We start from the raw sequence: 17,704 nt of genomic DNA on the forward strand, positions 1-17,704 counted from the left end.
GCGCTCAGGGGAGGCGTACGGGGTGTGCGGTCGTACGGACATACGTATGGCCGTACGACCGCGCGTCCCCACTCGGCCTAGGTCCTGGATAGGTCAAAGGTCCAATGGCCCGGTGCGCTCACCCGTGTGAGGGTGAGGGCATGGCGATCAAGACACCCAGGACAGCGCTGACCGAGGCCGAGCTGCGCTATCTGCGCACGCAGCGCCTCGGGCGGCTGGCGACCGTGGACGCGCAGGGCCGTCCGCAGGCCAATCCGGTCGGCTACTTCCTTCGCCCGGACGGCACGGTCGACATCGGCGGCTACACGATGGGCGCCACGAAGAAGTGGCGCAATGTGGCGGCGAACCACTATGTGTCGCTGGTCGTGGACGACATCGCGGGCACCGACCCGTGGACGGTGCGCGGGGTCGAGATCCGCGGCACCGCCGAGCAGGTCGTGGGCCCGCACGACCTCGGCGCGCAGATGAGCGACGAGTTGATCCGGATCCACCCGTACTCGATCATCGGCTGGGGCCTGGAGGACTGACCCCGCGCGCCGGACCTCGCCGGGCGTCGCTCGCACCACCGTCGCCCGGCCCGCACAAGGCGCACACAAGGCACACCCGTCTCACCTGCCGAACCGACACGGAGAGCGCTCTCACGCCGCGCCGGGGGACCCGTTACGCTGTGCGCGTACCGGCCCCCGGTTTTCTGTTATTTCCGCGTGAAGGAGACGTCCCTTGTCCGACCCGAGCTTCGCGCCGCGTCCTACGCTGGAGGCCGTCGCCGCGCGGGCCGGGGTGTCGCGTGCCACCGCCTCACGGGTGGTCAACGGCAGCGAAGGGGTACGGGCGCCGCTGGTGGAGCGGGTCCGCAAGGCCGTGGACGAGCTGGGATATGTACCCAATCAGGCGGCCCGCACGCTGGTGACGCGGCGCAATGACGCCATCGCGGTGGTGGTCGCCGAGCCGGAGACGCGGTTCTTCACCGACCCGTTCTTCGCGCAGCAGGTGCGCGGGATCAGCAAGGAACTCACCGCGCGGGACAATCAGTTGGTGCTGCTGCTGACCGAGGGGGCCGCGGATTACGAGCGGGTCGGCCGCTATCTGGCGGGCGGTCACGTCGACGGCGCGCTGATCTTCTCCCTGCACACCGACGACTCGCTGCCCGTGCTGGCCCGCAGGGCCGGAGTGCCCACGGTGATCGGCGGGCGGCCCGGCTGGACCGACTTCGACAGCGACCACGGCACGTTGTACGTGGACTGCGACAACCGGGGCGGTGCGCGGGACGCGGTCCGGCACCTGCTGAGGATCGGCCGCCGCCGGATCGCCCACATCGCGGGGCCACTTGACCAGACGGCGTCGGTGGACCGGCTGGACGGGTTCCGTGACGTGCTGCCGGAGACCGACCCGCGGATGATCGCCGAGGGCGACTTCACCCCGGAAGGCGGCGCCCGCGCCATGGCCGAACTCCTCCAGCGCTGCCCCGACCTGGACGCCGTCTTCGCCGCCTCCGACGTCATGGCCTCCGGCGCCCTGCGCGTCCTGCGCACCTCAGGACACCGCGTCCCCGACGACATCGCCGTCGTCGGCTTCGACGACATGGTCTCCGTCGCCGAATGGACCGACCCGCCCCTGACCACCGTCCGCCAGGACATCGAGGAAATGGGCCGCCTCATGGCCCGCCTCCTCCTGCGCGCGGTGGCGCCGCCGACGGGCCCGCAGAGCGTTCCCGCCCTGTCCTCCATCGTCACGCCGACGCACCTCGTGGTCCGCGCCTCCGCCTGAGCGCCGAATCCCGGCCCGAGCACCACGCTTCCCCCTGAGCGCCGCACCGCCCCCGTCCGAGGGCACTCGGCACCGCCCGACTCCGCCTGACATACCGTCACTTCATCGGATCGAACCCACGCGCGAACACCGGTCCCCCACCTGTGGGTTGGGAACGTCGGGCGAAGGGAAGGTCACGAACAGGTAGCGAAGGTGAGGGCACGGTGAAGGCCGTGCCGGAGGCGAGGAGGTCCGACATGGCATACAGCGTGATTCTCGGCGTCGTGATCGTCGTGCTCGTGGTCGCCTGTGTCGTCGGCTCGTTCTGGAGTGCGGGCAGCCCGATCGCGGTGCGGCGCCGCCACCAGCAGGGTCCTGGCGGCGGCGCCGGATAGGGTCCGCGCCCGTACGGTCGGCCGTACGGGACCGGGTTCAGGACCGGCGGCGGTGGCCGCCGCCCCCGCCGCGCTTGCGCTCGTACATCTCCCGGCCCGCCGCGGTCCGTTGCTTCCACTCGCGCCGCATCTCGGAGCGCAGCCGCTGGTCGGTGCGTGAGGCGATCCACGCGTTCTCGCGCAGCAGCTTGCGGTAGCTCTCCAGACGGCGGTGCTGCAAGGTGCCGTCCTCCAGCGCGGCCAGGACAGCGCAGCCCGGCTCCGACTGGTGCGAGCAGTCCTGGAAGCGGCAGTCGCGGGCCAGTTGCTCGATCTCGGAGAACACCTGGTGGAGCCCGGACTCCGCGTCCCACAGGCCGACCCCGCGCAGCCCCGGCGTGTCGATCAGCACCCCGCCCTGCGGCATCGGCAGCAGGTCACGCGTGGTCGTGGTGTGCCGGCCCTTGCCGTCGGAGTCCCTGGTGGCCTGCACCTCCTGCGCTTCGCGCCCCAACAGGGCGTTGGTGAGCGTGGACTTGCCCGCGCCCGACTGGCCGAGCAGCACCGAGGTGCCGCCCGCCAGCAGCTCCGACAGCGCCTCGATCCCCTCCCCGGTCGTGGCGCTCACCACCAGGACCGGCACTCCGGGCGCCGCCGATTCGGCGTCCTCCAGCAGATAGGTGGTGTCCGGCACGAGGTCCGCCTTGGTCAGCGCGACCACCGGTTGCGCGCCGCTCTCCCAGGCCAGGGAGAGGAAGCGTTCGAGGCGCCCCAGATCGAGGTCGGCCGCCAGCGACACCGCGATCACCGCGTGGTCGATATTGGCCGCGAGCACCTGGCCCTCGGAGCGCTTGGACGACGCCGACCGTACGATCGCGGTCCTGCGCGGCAGCAGCGCCCGTACCGACGGGCCCTTCGGCTGCGCCGGGTCCGGGTCGAACGCCGCCCAGTCCCCGGTGCACGCCACGAGCATCGGATCCGGCGAGTGCACCGGATCGGTGTCGGCGCGGACCGTCAGCAGACCGTCCGCGCCGTCGGGGACGACGACGTCGCACATCCCCCGGTCGACCCGCACGATCCGCGCGGGCACCAGTCCGTCCGCCGCGTACGCCGAGAAGGCGTCGTCCAGCAGCGAGTCCCAGCCGTACGGGACGAGTGAGGACCAAGAGGAGGACGACGACGAGAAGGAAGAAGACGAGAAAGACAAGGGAAACCCTTCCAACAGGGCCCCGGCACCGCGCGTCCGATCGGCGCGGCAGAAGAAGAGAGGTCAGCCGGAGACCACAGAGGTGAACTGAATGAACTTCCGCATCTGGGCAGCGCCCATCACCAAGGCAGTCATCGAGTCACACCTCCTGGCCGTACTCACGAGCCGACAGCGGCGAGCCACTTCCGCGGCTTCCGTTCCAACACCAGGGACCGTAGCCCCTCCCCCACCGCCTCCGCCACCGAATTAACGCCCGCCGCCGCGGGCGGGCAGAGAGCGCCGGAGCAAAGCGGAGGGATCTCCGGTAGTGGTACGGTCGAAGAAGCGGAGTGACCTCCGCTTGTTCTGGTGTCGCACGGGAACGGGATGCTCATGGCTTCCAGCGGGATGACCTCGGACGGGACGACGGCCGGCGGGGCGCGGCGGGCCGGAGGGGCGGGGGCGCTGGCCGGGCGGACGGTGTCGCGCGTCGGGTACGGGGCGATGCAACTGACCGAGCGGGCCGGGCGGGCCGCCGCGGTCGCCGTACTGCGGCGGGCGGTCGAACTCGGGGTGGACCACGTCGATACGGCGCAGTTCTACGGCGACGGCTTCGTCAACGGGGTGATCCGCGAGGCGGTCGGGTCCGAGGACGAGGTGCTGGTCGCCAGCAAGGTGGGGGCCACACCGGATTCCGGCGGCCCGGTGCACCTGCGACTCGCGCAGAAGCCCGAGGAGTTGCGGGCGGCCGTGGAGGACAATCTCGCGAGCCTCGGCCTCGACCGGATCCCGCTGGTGAATCTGCGCCGCACCGATGTCGGGCCGGGCCTGCGGGCCGAGGGCGACCAGGTGGTCGAACTCGACGACCAACTCGCGACGATGGTGGCGCTGCGCGACGAGGGCAAGATCGGCGCGATCGGGCTGAGCAGCGTGAGCCTGGACAATCTGCGCCGGGCGATCCCGGCGGGCATCGCGTGCGTGCAGAACGCGTACAGCCTCGTGGCGCGCGACGACGAGGACATGCTGGCCCTCTGCACCGCGCAGGACATCGCGTGGGTGCCGTACTTCCCGCTCGGCAGCGCCTTCCCCGGCCTGCCGAAGGTGACCGACGAACCGGCGGTGATCGCCGCGGCGCGGGCGCTGGGCGCCACGCCCTCCCAGGTCGGCCTGGCCTGGCTGCTGCACCACGCGCCGAACGTCCACCTCATTCCGGGCACGTCGAACACCGCCCACCTCGAAGCGAACGTGGCCGCGGGCGCGCTCACGCTCGACGCCGCGACCCTCGCCGCGCTGGACGCCGTCCCGACCCGGCCGAACGACGCCCCGCTCACGTAACGCGGGGCGCGCGGCCGGACTCCCTCAGCGCGCCCCGAGGCTGGAGCCGCGCACGACCAGCTCCGGCTGGAGGACGACCTGGCGGTGCTCGTGGCCCTCGGGGTCCGCCGTCTCCTCCAGCAGCATCTCGGCGGCGAGCCGCCCCATCGCGACGGCGGGCTGCCGGACCGAGGTCAGCGGTACGGCCGCGGCGGCGGCGAATTCGATGTCGTCGTAACCGACGATGGCCATCTCCTCGGGGACCGCGATCCTGGCGGCGAAGACCGCCTGGAGGACCCCGAGGGCCAGCAGGTCGTTGGCGCAGAAGACGGCGGTGGGCCGGGGCGCCAGGCCGAGCAGCCGGGCTCCGGCGTCGCGGCCCGCCGAGACGTCCAGCCGCTCGGCGGACACCTCGGTCAGCGACTCGGGCGGCAGTCCGGCCTCGGCCAGCGCGGCGAGCGCCCCGGCGCGGCGGTCGCGGACCTGCGGGAGTTCGGGCGGGCCGCCGACGTAGACGATCGAGCGGTGTCCCGCGGCGATCAGGTGCTGGGCGGCGAGGCGTCCGCCGACGACATCGTCCACCGAGACCGAGCAGACGGCGACGTCGGCGGAGACCCGGTCGACCAGGACGTACGGAATGCCCTGGCTGCGCAGCGTCTTGAGGCTGTGTCCGGTCGCGTCGGCGGGGGTGACCAGCACGCCGCGCACCCGCTGCTCGGCGAAGAGCGACAGGTACTCGACCTCCTCGCTGGTGCTCTGCGCGCTGTTGCAGACCATGACGCCGAGTCCGGCGGCGCGGGCGGCGCGCTCGGCGCCGCTGGCCACGTCGACGAAGAAGGGGTTGCCCATGTCGAGGACGAGCAGCGCGACGATACGGCTTGCCCCGGCCCGCAGTTGGCGGGCGGACTCACTCCGTATGTAGCCGAGGCGGCTGATGACCGACTGCACCCGGGTCCTGGTCTCCTCGGACACCAGGTCCGGGCGGTTGATCACATTGGAGACGGTCCCGACCGAGACACCCGCCTGCCGTGCCACGTCCTTGATCCCAACCATGGGCTCCACTGCTCCGTCCCGCCCGCCGCAGGCAGGGCTCCTCGTAACGCTCATCCGGCGTCGGCGCGACGTGCTCGACGTTCACCCGGAATCAACGCATTGAACTTATTCAAGCACAGTGCGTGCTGGTTGATCCGGCACGAACTGAATCGTTCCAACCTCTCATGTTCACGGAAGGTGGAACACCTCGGTGAGCGGGACCATCGCCGCGTCGGGCGCGACGCCGTCCAACTCCTCGAAGAAGCCCGCCATTTCCGCCTGCCAGCGGGCGTTCACCTCCGTACCGTCCATGGCGGCGCGCGCCCGCTCGAAGTCCTCGGTCTCCAGATAGCCGACGAGCAGGCCGTCCTCGCGCAGGAACAGCGAGTAGTTGTGCCAGCCGGCGGCGGACAGCGCCTCACGCATCCGCGGCCAGACGTCCGCGTGCCTGGCACGGTACTCGTCCAGTCGTTCCTGACGGACCTTCAACACAAAGCAGACGCGCCGCACTTGAGGATTTCCTTCCGCACACCGCCGGCCCGGACCCACAGGGCCGGCGGTCCAACTGCCTTACTGGATGGTGCCGTCGGCTCAGAAGTTGAACTGGCCGATGTTCGCCTTGTCGAAGACGGTCGGCTTGCCGAGGACGATGACGCTGTCCTTGCCGACGGTGAAGGTGCCCATGTCGCCCGCGGTGAAGGTCTCACCCTCGGCACCGGTGATCTGGCCGGAGGCCAGCGCGACGGCGGTGTAGCCCGCGAGCGCGCCGAGCTTGGCCGGGTCCCACAGCTCAAAGGACTGCACGGTGCCGTTGTTGACGTACGCGCGCATGTCGTTGGGCGTGCCCAGGCCGGTGAGCTGGACCTTCCCCTTGTACTTGGAACCGCTCAGGTACTGCGCCGCGGCCTTGATGCCGACCGTGGTCGGGGAGATGATCCCCTTCAGGTTCGGGTACTGCTGGAGCAGGCCCTGGGTCTGCTGGAACGACGCCTGCGCGTCGTCGTTGCCGTAGGCGACCTTGACGAGCTGGATGTCCTTGTACTCCGGCTTCTTCAGCTCGTCCTTCATGAAGTCGATCCAGGTGTTCTGGTTGGTGGCCGTCTGGGCCGCCGACAGGATCGCGATCTGGCCCTTGTTGTTGATCTGCTTGGCCATCAACTGGACCTCGGTACGGCCCAGGTCCTCCGCGCTGGCCTGCGAGACGAACGCGTCACGGCAGTTGGTGTTGGTGTCCGAGTCGTACGTCACGACCTTGACGCCGTTCTTGCGCGCCTGGTTCAGCGCGGTGCACAGCGCGCCCGGGTCCTGCGCGGACACCGCGATGGCGCTGACCTGCTGCTGCGTCAGGGTGTTGACGTAGCTGACCTGGCCCGCGGTGTCGGTGCCGCTGCTGGTGCCGACCTCCTTGTACTTCTCGCCGAGCGCCTCGACGGCCTTCTTGCCGCCGTTGTCGGAGATGGTGAAGTACGGGTTGTTCACCTGCTTGGGCAGGTAGGCGATGGTCAGGCCCTTCTTGACGGGCGCGTTCGGGTCGGCGGAGGCCGACGCCTTCGTACCGGATCCGGCGGAGGCCGATTCCGAGTCCGAGCTGGACTTCTTGGTGGTGCCGCCACAGGCAGCGGCGCTGAGCGCGACGACGGCGACAACGGCGACCGCGGCCGCGGCGCGACGGGCGGGGGCGGTTCTGTACGACATGCGGGTGTCCTTTCGATGCCGCACTCGCGGCAGGTGACGACCAGGTGAGGGTGTTCGGACGACGTGCGTGGTGCGGGGGGTCAGGTGGCGGCCAGTGCGGCCGGTGGTGGCGCGTCGGCGGTTCTGCGCCGGGCTCGCGCCCTGCCCACCTGCCGGGCCACCCGCGGTGCCAGTACCGAGATCACCAGCAGGACTCCGGTGATCAGGATCTGGGACTGCGCGGAGACGTTGATCAGACTCATCACGTTCTGGAGCGCGCCGAGCAGGAACACTCCGGCGATCGCGCCGCCCAGCGTGCCCTTGCCGCCGTCGAAGTCGATGCCGCCGAGCAGCACACCGGCGATGACGGACAGTTCGAGGCCGGTGGCGTTGTCGTAGCGGGCGCTGGCGTAGTGCAGGGCCCAGAAGACGCCGGTGAGCGCGGAGATCGTGCCGGTGGCGACGAACATCGACAGCTTCAGCCGCTTGGTGCGGATGCCCGCGAAGCGCGCGGCCTCCTGCGAGGCGCCGACCGCGAACAGCGAGCGGCCGACCGGGGTGGCGTGCAGGACGACGACCGCGATGACCAGCAGGACGGCCCACGGGATGGCGGCCTGCGGGATGAAGGTGCCGCCGATCCGCGCGGAACCGAAGTCCAGGTACTGCTGCGGGAAGTCGGTCACCGAGTCGGAGCCGAGCACGATCTGCGCGATGCCGCGGTAGGCGGCCAGGGTGCCGATGGTGACGGCCAGCGAGGGCAGTCCGAGCCGGGTCACCAGCAGGCCGTTGACCAGGCCGCAGACCACGCCGAGCAGGATGCACAGCGGGATGATCATCTCGATGGCCATGCCGTCGTTCCACAGCTTGCCCATGACGGCGCCGGACAGGCCCGCGGTGGAGCCGACCGACAGGTCGATCTCGCCGGAGATCACCAGCATCGTCATCGGCAGCGCGATGAGCGCGATCGGCAGGGTGTTGCCGATCAGGAACGACAGATTCAGCGCGTTGCCGAAGTTGTCGACCAGGGAGAAGGAGCAGAGCAGCAGGACGACGAGCAGGGCTCCGACGACGGTGTCCCAGCGGAACGCGTCCCGCGCCCAACCGGTCGCCGTACGGCCCGCGGTGGCGGGCTTCGCGCTCGCGGACGGCTTCGTACCGGCGGGCGGGTTCGTACCGGCGGACGGCTTCGCGGCCTTCGCCGGACCGGTGGATTTCGTTGGCTCAGGCATGAGTTGTCGCACTCCTTGTCTGTGCGGCCCGCTTACGGAGCACCGCCGCGACCCGCAGCGCGACCACCCGGTCGACGGCGATGGCCAGCAGCAGGAGGACGCCGTCGATGGCCTGCACCCATACGGAGCTGACGCCGATCGAGGGGAGCACGCTGTTGATCGAGGTCAGCAGCAGGGCGCCGAGCGCGGCGCCGTACAGGCTGCCGGAGCCGCCGGTGAAGGCGACGCCGCCGACCACCACGGCGCTGACGACGGTGAGTTCGTAGCCGCTGCCGGTGCCGGAGTCGACATTGCCGAAGCGGGCGAGGTAGAGAGCGCCCGCCAGGCCCGCGAGGGCGCCGCAGACGATGTATGCGGTGAGGATGCGCTTGCGGACCGGCACACCGGCCAGCCGCGCGGCCTCCGGGCTCGAACCGAGCGCGTACAGGTCGCGACCGCTGCGGTAACTGCGCAGGTAGTACGCGGCGATGATCAGCACGACCGCGGTGAGCAGCGCGAGATACGGAACGGCGCCGAGGCCGTTGTGCCCGAAGCTGCCGAAGCCCGACGGGAGGTCGGCGGCGGTGATCTGCTTGGAGCCGAACCAGATCGAGTCCAGGCCGCGGATGATGTAGAGCGTGCCGAGGGTGACGACCAGCGCGGGCACCTGGCCGAGGCTGACCAACAGGCCGTTGACGATGCCGAATCCGGCGCCGAGGGCGACCGCGATCAGGATGGCGACCAGCGGATTGCCGCCGCCGCGCAGGAACTCGCCCGCGGCGAAGGCGGTGATGCCCAGCGTGGAGCCGACCGACAGGTCGACGTTCCGGGTGATCACCACCATGGCCTGGCCGACCGCGACGAGCACCAGGATGGTCGCGTTGAGCAGCAGGTCCTTGATGCCCTGCTGGGACAGGAAGGCGCTGTTGTCGAGCTGGGTGGCCAGCAGCATCAGCACCAGGACGACGAGGATGGCCAGTTCCCTGACCTTCAGCACCCGGTCGAGGAGGCCGCCGGTGGAGGCGGTGTCCGGCGGCGCGGCCGACGCCGGTTTGGCGGTCATGGTCATGCCGCGTTCCTTCCGCGGCCGGTGGCCGCTGCCATGACGGATTCCTCGGTGGCGTCCGCGCGCGGGATGTCGGCGGCCAGCCGGCCCTCGTGCATCACCAGGACACGGTCGGCCATGCCGAGGATCTCCGGGAGGTCGGAGGAGATCATCAGGACGGCGAGGCCGTCGGCGGCGAGCTGCGAGAGCAGCCGGTGCACCTCGGCCTTGGTGCCGACGTCGATGCCGCGGGTGGGCTCGTCGACGATCAGCACCCGGGGGTCGGTGGCCAGCCACTTGGCCAGCACCACCTTCTGCTGGTTGCCGCCGGACAGCGTGCCGACGACATCGGCGAGCCGGGCGTACTTCACCTGGAGGCGCATGGCCCAGTCGACGGCGCGGCTGCGCTCGGCGCCGCGGTCCATCAGGCCCGCGCGGGTGGTGGCCTTGAAGCCGGTGAGATTGATGTTGCGCTCGATGGACATCTCCATGACCAGGCCCTGTTCGCGGCGGTCCTCGGGTACGAGGGCCAGGCCCGCGGCCATGGCGAGGCTGGGGGCGCCGGACTTCAGCGGGCGGCCGTCGACCTCGACCTCGCCCGCGTCCCAGCGGTCCACGCCGAAGACGGCGCGGGCCACCTCGCTGCGCCCGGCGCCGACGAGTCCGGCCAGGCCGACGATCTCGCCGCGCCTGACGTCGAAGGACACGTCGGTGAAGACGCCTTCACGGGTCAGCCTGCGCACGCTCAGCGCGACGTCGCCGACCTTGGCGTCCTGCTTGGGGTAGAGCTCGTCCAGGTCACGGCCGACCATCCGGCGGACCAGGTCGTCCTCGGTGAGGCCGTCGACCGGCTCGCTGGCGATCCAGGCGCCGTCCCGCAGGGTGGTGACCTGCTGGCAGAGCGCGAAGACCTCTTCCAGGCGGTGCGAGATGAACAGGACGGCGGCGCCGTCCTCGCGCAGCGCCCTGACGACGCCGAAGAGCCGGGCGACCTCGCTGCCGGTGAGGGCGGCGGTGGGCTCGTCCATGATCAGCACGCGGGCGTCGAAGGAGAGCGCCTTGGCGATCTCGACGAGCTGCTGGTCGGCGATGGACAGGCCGCGGGCGGGCTGGTCGGGGTCGAGGTCGACGCCGAGCCGCTTGAAGAGTTGCTCGGTGGCCTTGTGCACGGCCTTGTGGTCGACCCGGCCGAGCGAGCGGCGCGGCTGGCGGCCGACGAAGATGTTCTCGGCGATGGAGAGGTCGGGGAAGAGCGTGGGCTCCTGGTAGATGACGGCCACACCGGCGTCGCGCGCGTCGGCCGGGCCGTGGAAGACCACCGGCGCGCCGTCGAGCAGTACCGTTCCGGTGTCCGGTCGGTGCACCCCGGCCAGTGCCTTGATCAAGGTCGATTTGCCGGCGCCGTTCTCCCCCGCGAGGGCGTGCGCCTCACCCGCGTACAGCCGCAGTGAGACGTCGCGCAGTGCCCGTACCGCGCCGAAGGACTTGCTCACCCCCTCCAGCGCGAGGACCGGAGTCCGTTCCGGTTCGGGGTCGGTCATTGATGTCTCCTGGATCTCCCGGTCTTGCGCCGCGGGGTGAAATGTTTCAATGGAGTTGCCGGGACGTTAGCCCCGCTTGATCAGGCCGTCAAGAGTCCGTGGAAGCCATTTCGGGAGATCAACCCCCGACGGACGGCCAATCGCGGCTGGAAAGAGACCCTCTAGCAGCGCGTCCGGCTCATGTGACACGATTCAATAACGGCGACCGACCCGCCATCGGGTTCTCGTCATGACCATTGACATGGCGCAGTGTCGCCTTTAAGGTGAGCCGTCAAATGAAACGATTCACAGAGGTTGCCATGACAGACCTGTCGGCCGTGAAGGCGGCGCTGAAGTCCCAGCGGATCGAGACCCCTTCGTGGGCCTACGGCAACTCGGGCACCCGTTTCAAGGTGTTCAGGCAGGAGGGCGTGCCGCGTAACCCGTACGAAAAGCTGGACGACGCGGCCCAGGTGCACGCGGCCACCGGCGTCGCGCCCATCGTCTCCCTGCACATCCCCTGGGACCTGGTGGACGACTACGCGGCGCTCGGCGCGTACGCGAAGGAGCGCGGCCTGACCCTGGGCGCGATCAACTCCAACGTCTTCCAGGACGACGACTACAAGCTCGGCTCGGTCACCAACGCCGACCCCGCGATCCGCCGCAAGGCCGTCAGCTATCTGCTGGAGTGCGTCGACATCATGGACGCCACCGGCTCGCGCGACCTGAAGCTGTGGTTCTCCGACGGCACCAACTACCCGGGCCAGGACGACATCGTCGCCCGCCAGGACCGGCTCGCCGAGGCGCTGTCCCAGGTGTACGACCGGCTCGGCGACGACCAGCGGATGCTGCTGGAGTACAAGCTCTTCGAGCCCGCCTTCTACACCACGGACGTCCCCGACTGGGGCACCTCCTACGCGCACTGCCTCAAGCTCGGCGACAAGGCGCAGGTCGTCGTGGACACCGGCCACCACGCGCCGGGCACCAACATCGAGTTCATCGTCGCGTTCCTGCTGCGCGAGAAGAAGCTCGGCGGCTTCGACTTCAACTCCCGCTTCTACGCCGACGACGACCTCATGGTCGGCTCCGCCGACCCCTTCCAGCTCTTCCGGATCATGCACGAGGTCGCCAAGAACGGCGGTCTGAAGCAGGAGACCGGCGTCGCCTTCATGCTCGACCAGTGCCACAACATCGAGGCGAAGATCCCCGCGATCATCCGCTCGGTGATGAACGTCCAGGAGGCCACCGCCAAGGCACTGCTGGTCGACCTCGACGCTCTCGGCGCCGCCCAGCGCGCCGGTGACGTACTGGAGGCCAACGCCGTACTGATGGACGCCTACAACACCGACGTCCGGCCGCTGCTCGCCGAGGTGCGCACCGAACTGGGTCTCGACCCCGACCCGATGGCCGCCTACCGCGGCTCCGGCTGGGCCACCCGCATCACCTCGGAACGCGTCGGCGGCGAACAGGCCGGCTGGGGCGCTTGATTTTTTAAGGCTCGGTTCACCGCCAGCAGTTTTTTCAAGGCTCGGTTCACCGCCAGTTTCTTCAAGGCTCGGTTCACCTCCGCTGCGCTTAGTCGATGTCGACGGTCGATCGTGCTCGGTTGCTCGTTCCTCACAACCTGCGCGCGTTCTCCCTTTCAACAGCGACCGCTCCGCTTCGGTTCACTCGCCGGCCCTCCTGACGGCGAGCCCACGCGGCCGACCGGCTTCGCGACGCGCAGTGGAGCCTCCGAGCCGGTCGAGCTCGTCGCACCCGCACCCGTACTCATTCCTCCGAAGGACACCGCATGGCTTCCGCCTCCAGTTCCGACGACAGCACGGTCGGGGCGCTGCTCGGCCGTTCGAACCGGCTCGGATCCGATCCGCGCAACACCAATTACGCGGGCGGCAACACGTCCGCCAAGGGCACCGCGCCCGACCCGGTGACCGGGGCCGACACCGAGCTGATGTGGGTCAAGGGGTCCGGCGGCGACCTCGGTACGCTCACCGGCTCCGGTCTCGCGGTGCTGCGCCTGGACCGGCTGCGCGCCCTCGCCGAGGTCTATCCGGGGGTGGAGCGCGAGGACGAGATGGTCGCCGCCTTCGACTACTGCCTGCACGGCAAGGGCGGCGCGGCGCCGTCGATCGACACCGCGATGCACGGGCTGGTGGACGCGGCGCACGTGGACCACCTGCACCCGGACTCCGGTATCGCGCTGGCGTGCGCGGCCGACGGCGAGGCGCTGACCAAGGAGTGCTTCGGCGACACCGTGGTGTGGGTGCCCTGGCGCCGCCCCGGCTTCCAGCTCGGACTGGACATCGCGGCGGTCAAGGAGGCCCACCCGGAGGCGATCGGCTGTGTGCTGGGCGGGCACGGCGTCACCGCCTGGGGCGCCACCTCGCAGGAGTGCGAACGCAATTCGCTGTACATCATCCGCACCGCGGAGACCTTCCTCCAGGAGCGCGGCAAGGCCGACCCGTTCGGCCCGGTGCTCGACGGGTACGAGCCGCTGCCGGAGTCCGAGCGGCGCGCACGGGCCGCCGCGCTGGCACCGCTGCTGCGCTCGATCGCCTCCCAGGACCGGCCGCAGGTCGGCCACTTCACCGACTCCCCCGAAGTGCTGGACTTCCTGTCGCGCGCCGAGCACCCGCGGCTGGCCGCGCTGGGCACGTCCTGCCCGGACCACTTCCTGCGCACCAAGGTCCGCCCGCTGGTCCTCGACCTGCCCGCGGGCACGGCCCTCGACGAGGCCGAGGCCCGGCTGCGCACGCTGCACGAGGAGTACCGCGCCGAGTACGCCGCCTACTACGAGCGGCACGCCTCGCCCGACTCCCCCGCCATGCGCGGCGCCGACCCGGCGATCGTCCTCGTGCCGGGCGTCGGCATGTTCAGCTACGGCAAGGACAAGCAGACCGCGCGCGTCGCGGGCGAGTTCTACGTCAACGCCATCAACGTGATGCGCGGCGCGGAGGCCGTCTCCTCGTACAAGCCGATCGAGGAGTCGGAGAAGTTCCGTATCGAATACTGGGAGCTGGAGGAGGCCAAGCTGCGGCGGATGCCGAAGCCGAAGCCGCTGGCCACCCGGATCGCGCTCGTCACCGGTGCCGGGTCCGGCATCGGCAAGGCCATCGCCCAGCGGCTGGTCGCCGAGGGCGCCTGCGTGGTGGTCGCGGACCTCGACGCGGGCAACGCCGCCGCCGTGGCCGAGGAGCTGGGCGGTCCCGACAAGGCCGTCGCGGTCACCGTGGACGTCACCTCCGAGGAGCAGATCGAGGCGGCCTTCGCCGACGCGCTGCTCGCCTTCGGCGGGGTCGACCTCGTCGTCAACAACGCGGGGATCTCGATCTCCAAGCCGCTCCTGGAGACCACCGCCAAGGACTGGGACCTCCAGCACGACATCATGGCCCGCGGCTCCTTCCTCGTCTCCCGCGCCGCCGCGCGCGTCATGATCGAGCAGAAGCTGGGAGGCGACATCGTCTACATCGCCTCCAAGAACGCGGTCTTCGCCGGGCCCAACAACATCGCCTATTCGGCCGTCAAGGCCGACCAGGCCCACCAAGTGCGTCTCCTCGCCGCCGAGTTGGGTGAGCACGGGGTGCGTGTCAACGGCATCAACCCCGACGGGGTCGTCCGTGGTTCCGGCATCTTCGCCGGCGGCTGGGGGGCCAAGCGGGCGGCCGTCTACGGCGTCGAGGAGGCCAAGCTCGGGGAGTTCTACGCGCAGCGGACGCTCTTGAAGCGGGAAGTTCTTCCCGAGCACGTCGCCAATGCCGTCTTCGCCCTCGCCGGCGGGGAGCTGACCCACACGACCGGGCTTCACATCCCCGTCGACGCGGGCGTCGCAGCCGCCTTCCTCCGCTAGGGCGTGTCACCCTGCGCAGGGCCGGTGTTCAAGGGCACGGCCCTACGCGTTCGCCCTGCGCAGGACGTGCCCCGTCAGGGGCGCTGGGGGCACCTTCCGGCCGAAGGCCGGGAGGTGCCCCCAGCGCCACTAAAAGATCGGCGCAACGCCCAAACGCAAGGACACCGCACACGGGCCGCGCCCCCAAAAGATTCGGCCTAACGCCTCGCGTAGGAGAACCGTCCCGGGGCGCGGGGCGGGAAGAATGAAGGACCGCACTCCGCAGGAGTGGCCGTATAAGGAGAGGCATGATCGGCGAACCCCCAGGCGCAAGCCCAGCCGCAGGCGTGTTCGCGGCGGCGGACCTCGGCGCGACGAGCGGCCGCGTCGTCGTGGGCCGGGTGGGCGGCGGGGAACTGGCCCTCACGGAAGTGAACAGGTTCGCGAATGTGCCGGTGCGGCTGCCGAGCGGGCTGCACTGGGACCTGCCGGGCCTGTTCACCGGCGTTCTGGACGGACTGCGCGAGGCGGCGAGGTCGGGCGCCGCGGTGGCGTCCGTCGGCGTGGACACGTGGGCGGTGGACTACGGTCTGCTGGACGCGGACGGCGCGCTGCTGGGGATCCCGTACCACTACCGGGACAGCCGTACGGCGCAGGTGGCGCCGCGGGTGCGGGACGAGGTCGGCGCGCAGGAGCTGTACGCGGCCAACGGCCTCCAGCACCTGCCGTTCAACACGGTGTTCCAGCTCGCGGCGGCGCGCGGCACGGTCCAACTGGCCGCCGCGCGGACGCTGTTGCTGATCCCCGACCTGGTGACGCACTGGCTGACCGGCAGTGTCGGTGCGGAGGTCACCAACGCCTCGACGACGGGCCTGCTGGACGCCCGTACGGGCGAGTGGTCGCGGGACCTCGCCGACCGGATCGGCCTGGACCCGGCGTTGCTGCCGCCGCTGCGGCAACCGGGCGACAGCGCAGGGGAGTTGCTGCCGCACATCGTGGCGGCGACGGGTCTGGCGGCGGGGACGCGGGTCACCACGGTGGGCTCGCACGACACGGCCTCCGCGGTGGCGGCGGTACCGGCCACCGCGCCGGGTTCCGCGTACATCTCCTGCGGCACCTGGTCGCTGGCCGGGCTCGAACTGGACGCGCCGGTGCTCAGCGCGGCGTCGCGGGCCGCGAATTTCACCAATGAGCGCGGGATCGACGGCACGTTCCGCTATCTCAGGAACATCATGGGAATGTGGCTGCTGGAGGAGTGCCGTCGGGTCTGGGCCGCGCGCGGCGAGCCCTCCGAGCTGGCGTCGCTGCTCGCGGACGCGGGCCGCGCGGAGCCGTTCGGCGCGGTGATCGACCCGGACGCGCCGGAGTTCCTGGCACCGGCCGACATGCCCGCGGCCATCGCGGACTACTGCGTGCGTACGGGGCAGCGCCCGCCGGAGAGCCGGGGCGCGCTGGTCCGCTGCGTGCTGGAGAGCCTGGCGCTCGCGCACCGCAGGGTGCTGCGCAAGGCCGCCGAACTCGCCGACCGGGAGATCACCCACATCCATCTGGTCGGCGGCGGCAGCCGCAACGAACTGCTGTGCCGCCTCACCGCGGACGCGTCCGGGCTGCCGGTGATCGCCGGGCCCACCGAGGCGACCGCGCTCGGCAACATCCTCGTCCAGGCCCGCACCCACGGCCTCGTCGGCGATCTGGCCCGGATGCGGCAACTGGTCGCCGACACGCAGGAGTTGCGCCGGTACGAGCCGCGCGGTGACCTGCGCGCCTGGGACGCGGCGGACGCCCGTATCTCCGGTGCCCTCGCCGCCCCCTGACCGTCCGTCACCCGCCCAACCGCCGTCCGTCATCCGCCCGCACGACCCCGAGGGAGCCGCGATGCGTGCCGCCCTGTTTCTCACCTGCGTGAACGACACGCTCTATCCACGGACCGGCCAGGCCGTCGTCGCGCTGCTGACGCGGCTCGGCGTCGAGGTGGACTTCCCGATGGGGCAGACGTGTTGCGGCCAGGCGCACTACAACACCGGTTACCGGCACGAGGCGGAGCCTTTGGCGCGCCGCCAGGCGCGGGTCTTCGCCGGATACGACTACGTGGTCACGCCGTCGGGCTCCTGCGCGGCGATGGTGCGGGACATCTACCCGCGCCTCGGCGAACGGGCCCGGGAGGAGGGCCGCGGCGACGAGTTGAGCGAGGCGCTGGCCGACGTGGTGCCCAGGACGTACGAGTTGACGGAGTTCCTGGTGGACGTGCTGGGGGTGACGGATGTGGGCGCGTACTTCCCGCACACGGTGACGTACCACCCCACCTGTCACGGGCTGCGGATGCTGGGGCTCGGTGAGCGGCCCCGGCGGCTGTTGGAGGCTGTGAAGGGGCTTGAGCTGCGGGAGTTGGAGGGTGCGGAGGAGTGCTGCGGCTTCGGCGGCACCTTCGCCGTGAAGAATCCCGACGTCTCGGCCGCTATGGCCGCGGACAAGGTGCGGCACGCGGAGGAGACCGGCGCCGACGTGCTGTGCGCGGCCGACAACTCCTGCCTGATGCACCTGGACGGCACGATGTCCCGGCAGCGCACCGCCATCCGCCCGGTGCACATCGCGGAGATCCTGGCCAGTACGCGGGAGCACCCGCTGACGGTCCCGACCGCCGGGGTTCCGGTCCATGTCGCCACGGGCGGCGCGCGCAATGGAGGAGTGGTCCGATGAGTGGTACGTATCTGGGTCTGCCGTCGTTCCCGAAGGCCGCCGCCTCGTCCACGAAGGACACCCAGCTCCGCGCGAACCTCAC

Annotated in this window: 15 protein-coding genes; 8 read left to right on the forward strand and 7 right to left on the reverse strand. The window is 70.7% G+C overall.

What is annotated here, in order from left to right:
* Positions 1-140: 140 nt before the first annotated feature.
* From ACIP4Z_RS25440 to ACIP4Z_RS25450, 3 genes are all read left to right on the forward strand, one after another.
* A complete protein-coding gene (locus ACIP4Z_RS25440) occupies positions 141-527 on the forward strand; it encodes a PPOX class F420-dependent oxidoreductase (RefSeq protein WP_355350185.1) in 387 nt (128 codons plus the stop codon).
* 193 nt (positions 528-720) lie between these two features.
* Positions 721-1,767: a LacI family DNA-binding transcriptional regulator gene (locus ACIP4Z_RS25445; RefSeq protein WP_355350182.1), complete on the forward strand. Its 1,047-nt coding sequence runs from the start codon at positions 721-723 to the stop codon at positions 1,765-1,767.
* A 236-nt stretch (positions 1,768-2,003) separates the two neighbouring features.
* On the forward strand, positions 2,004-2,141 hold the full coding sequence (locus tag ACIP4Z_RS25450) for a hypothetical protein (RefSeq protein ID WP_188282881.1): 138 nt from the start codon (positions 2,004-2,006) through the stop codon (positions 2,139-2,141).
* Positions 2,142-2,178: 37 nt separating this feature from the next.
* On the opposite strand, the gene rsgA is transcribed toward ACIP4Z_RS25450, so the two are convergent.
* Positions 2,179-3,327 carry a ribosome small subunit-dependent GTPase A gene (gene rsgA, locus ACIP4Z_RS25455; RefSeq protein ID WP_391163570.1) on the reverse strand — a complete coding sequence of 383 codons (1,149 nt, stop codon included), beginning with the start codon at positions 3,325-3,327 and terminating at the stop codon, positions 2,179-2,181.
* Between the two features lie 372 nt (positions 3,328-3,699).
* Here rsgA and ACIP4Z_RS25460 point away from each other — a divergent pair, with 372 nt between their 5' ends.
* Positions 3,700-4,641, forward strand: coding sequence for an aldo/keto reductase (locus ACIP4Z_RS25460; RefSeq protein WP_401311756.1), 942 nt, complete (start codon positions 3,700-3,702; stop codon positions 4,639-4,641).
* A gap of 24 nt (positions 4,642-4,665) precedes the next feature.
* On the opposite strand, the gene ACIP4Z_RS25465 is transcribed toward ACIP4Z_RS25460, so the two are convergent.
* From ACIP4Z_RS25465 to ACIP4Z_RS25490, 6 genes are all read right to left on the reverse strand, one after another.
* A complete protein-coding gene (locus ACIP4Z_RS25465; protein WP_355350172.1) occupies positions 4,666-5,682 on the reverse strand; it encodes a LacI family DNA-binding transcriptional regulator in 1,017 nt (338 codons plus the stop codon).
* Between the two features lie 159 nt (positions 5,683-5,841).
* Positions 5,842-6,162 (reverse strand): L-rhamnose mutarotase, encoded by a 321-nt coding sequence (locus tag ACIP4Z_RS25470; protein WP_188282885.1) that lies wholly within the window; start codon positions 6,160-6,162, stop codon positions 5,842-5,844.
* Between the two features lie 81 nt (positions 6,163-6,243).
* Positions 6,244-7,347, reverse strand: a complete 1,104-nt coding sequence (gene rhaS / locus ACIP4Z_RS25475; protein WP_391049393.1) for a rhamnose ABC transporter substrate-binding protein — start codon at positions 7,345-7,347, stop codon at positions 6,244-6,246.
* Positions 7,348-7,427: 80 nt separating this feature from the next.
* A complete protein-coding gene (locus tag ACIP4Z_RS25480; RefSeq protein WP_401311761.1) occupies positions 7,428-8,555 on the reverse strand; it encodes an ABC transporter permease in 1,128 nt (375 codons plus the stop codon).
* Positions 8,548-9,603: an ABC transporter permease gene (locus ACIP4Z_RS25485; RefSeq protein ID WP_401311764.1), complete on the reverse strand. Its 1,056-nt coding sequence runs from the start codon at positions 9,601-9,603 to the stop codon at positions 8,548-8,550. The genes ACIP4Z_RS25480 and ACIP4Z_RS25485 overlap by 8 nt, the downstream gene beginning before the upstream one ends.
* On the reverse strand, positions 9,600-11,120 hold the full coding sequence (locus ACIP4Z_RS25490) for a sugar ABC transporter ATP-binding protein (protein WP_355350157.1): 1,521 nt from the start codon (positions 11,118-11,120) through the stop codon (positions 9,600-9,602). The genes ACIP4Z_RS25485 and ACIP4Z_RS25490 overlap by 4 nt, the downstream gene beginning before the upstream one ends.
* Positions 11,121-11,419: 299 nt before the next feature.
* Here ACIP4Z_RS25490 and rhaI point away from each other — a divergent pair, with 299 nt between their 5' ends.
* The 4 genes from rhaI to ACIP4Z_RS25510 all read left to right on the forward strand — a co-directional run bounded on the left by rhaI (position 11,420) and on the right by ACIP4Z_RS25510 (position 17,622).
* The gene (gene rhaI / locus ACIP4Z_RS25495; protein ID WP_188282894.1) at positions 11,420-12,586 is read left to right on the forward strand and encodes an L-rhamnose isomerase; all 1,167 of its coding nucleotides are present in this window, start codon (positions 11,420-11,422) and stop codon (positions 12,584-12,586) included.
* A gap of 305 nt (positions 12,587-12,891) precedes the next feature.
* Positions 12,892-14,946, forward strand: coding sequence for a bifunctional aldolase/short-chain dehydrogenase (locus ACIP4Z_RS25500; RefSeq protein ID WP_401311768.1), 2,055 nt, complete (start codon positions 12,892-12,894; stop codon positions 14,944-14,946).
* Between the two features lie 287 nt (positions 14,947-15,233).
* On the forward strand, positions 15,234-16,739 hold the full coding sequence (locus tag ACIP4Z_RS25505) for a rhamnulokinase family protein (RefSeq protein WP_401311771.1): 1,506 nt from the start codon (positions 15,234-15,236) through the stop codon (positions 16,737-16,739).
* Positions 16,740-16,800: 61 nt separating this feature from the next.
* Positions 16,801-17,622, forward strand: coding sequence for a (Fe-S)-binding protein (locus ACIP4Z_RS25510; RefSeq protein WP_355350145.1), 822 nt, complete (start codon positions 16,801-16,803; stop codon positions 17,620-17,622).
* Positions 17,623-17,704 lie beyond the last annotated feature (82 nt).

The sequence above is a fragment of the Streptomyces sp. NPDC088910 genome (genome assembly GCF_044749865.1).
GTDB lineage: Bacteria > Actinomycetota > Actinomycetes > Streptomycetales > Streptomycetaceae > Actinacidiphila.

Excerpts from the sequence above, each read along its gene's own strand:
- ACIP4Z_RS25440 (WP_355350185.1), top strand. The coding sequence starts at position 141 with ATGGCGATCAAGACACCCAGGACAGCGCTGACCGAGGCCGAGCTGCGC.
- ACIP4Z_RS25450 (WP_188282881.1), top strand. The coding sequence starts at position 2,004 with ATGGCATACAGCGTGATTCTCGGCGTCGTGATCGTCGTGCTCGTGGTC.
- ACIP4Z_RS25460 (WP_401311756.1), top strand. The coding sequence starts at position 3,700 with ATGGCTTCCAGCGGGATGACCTCGGACGGGACGACGGCCGGCGGGGCG.
- rhaS (WP_391049393.1), bottom strand. The coding sequence starts at position 7,347 with ATGTCGTACAGAACCGCCCCCGCCCGTCGCGCCGCGGCCGCGGTCGCC.
- ACIP4Z_RS25480 (WP_401311761.1), bottom strand. The coding sequence starts at position 8,555 with ATGCCTGAGCCAACGAAATCCACCGGTCCGGCGAAGGCCGCGAAGCCG.
- ACIP4Z_RS25485 (WP_401311764.1), bottom strand. The coding sequence starts at position 9,603 with ATGACCATGACCGCCAAACCGGCGTCGGCCGCGCCGCCGGACACCGCC.
- ACIP4Z_RS25490 (WP_355350157.1), bottom strand. The coding sequence starts at position 11,120 with ATGACCGACCCCGAACCGGAACGGACTCCGGTCCTCGCGCTGGAGGGG.
- rhaI (WP_188282894.1), top strand. The coding sequence starts at position 11,420 with ATGACAGACCTGTCGGCCGTGAAGGCGGCGCTGAAGTCCCAGCGGATC.
- ACIP4Z_RS25500 (WP_401311768.1), top strand. The coding sequence starts at position 12,892 with ATGGCTTCCGCCTCCAGTTCCGACGACAGCACGGTCGGGGCGCTGCTC.
- ACIP4Z_RS25505 (WP_401311771.1), top strand. The coding sequence starts at position 15,234 with ATGATCGGCGAACCCCCAGGCGCAAGCCCAGCCGCAGGCGTGTTCGCG.
- ACIP4Z_RS25510 (WP_355350145.1), top strand. The coding sequence starts at position 16,801 with ATGCGTGCCGCCCTGTTTCTCACCTGCGTGAACGACACGCTCTATCCA.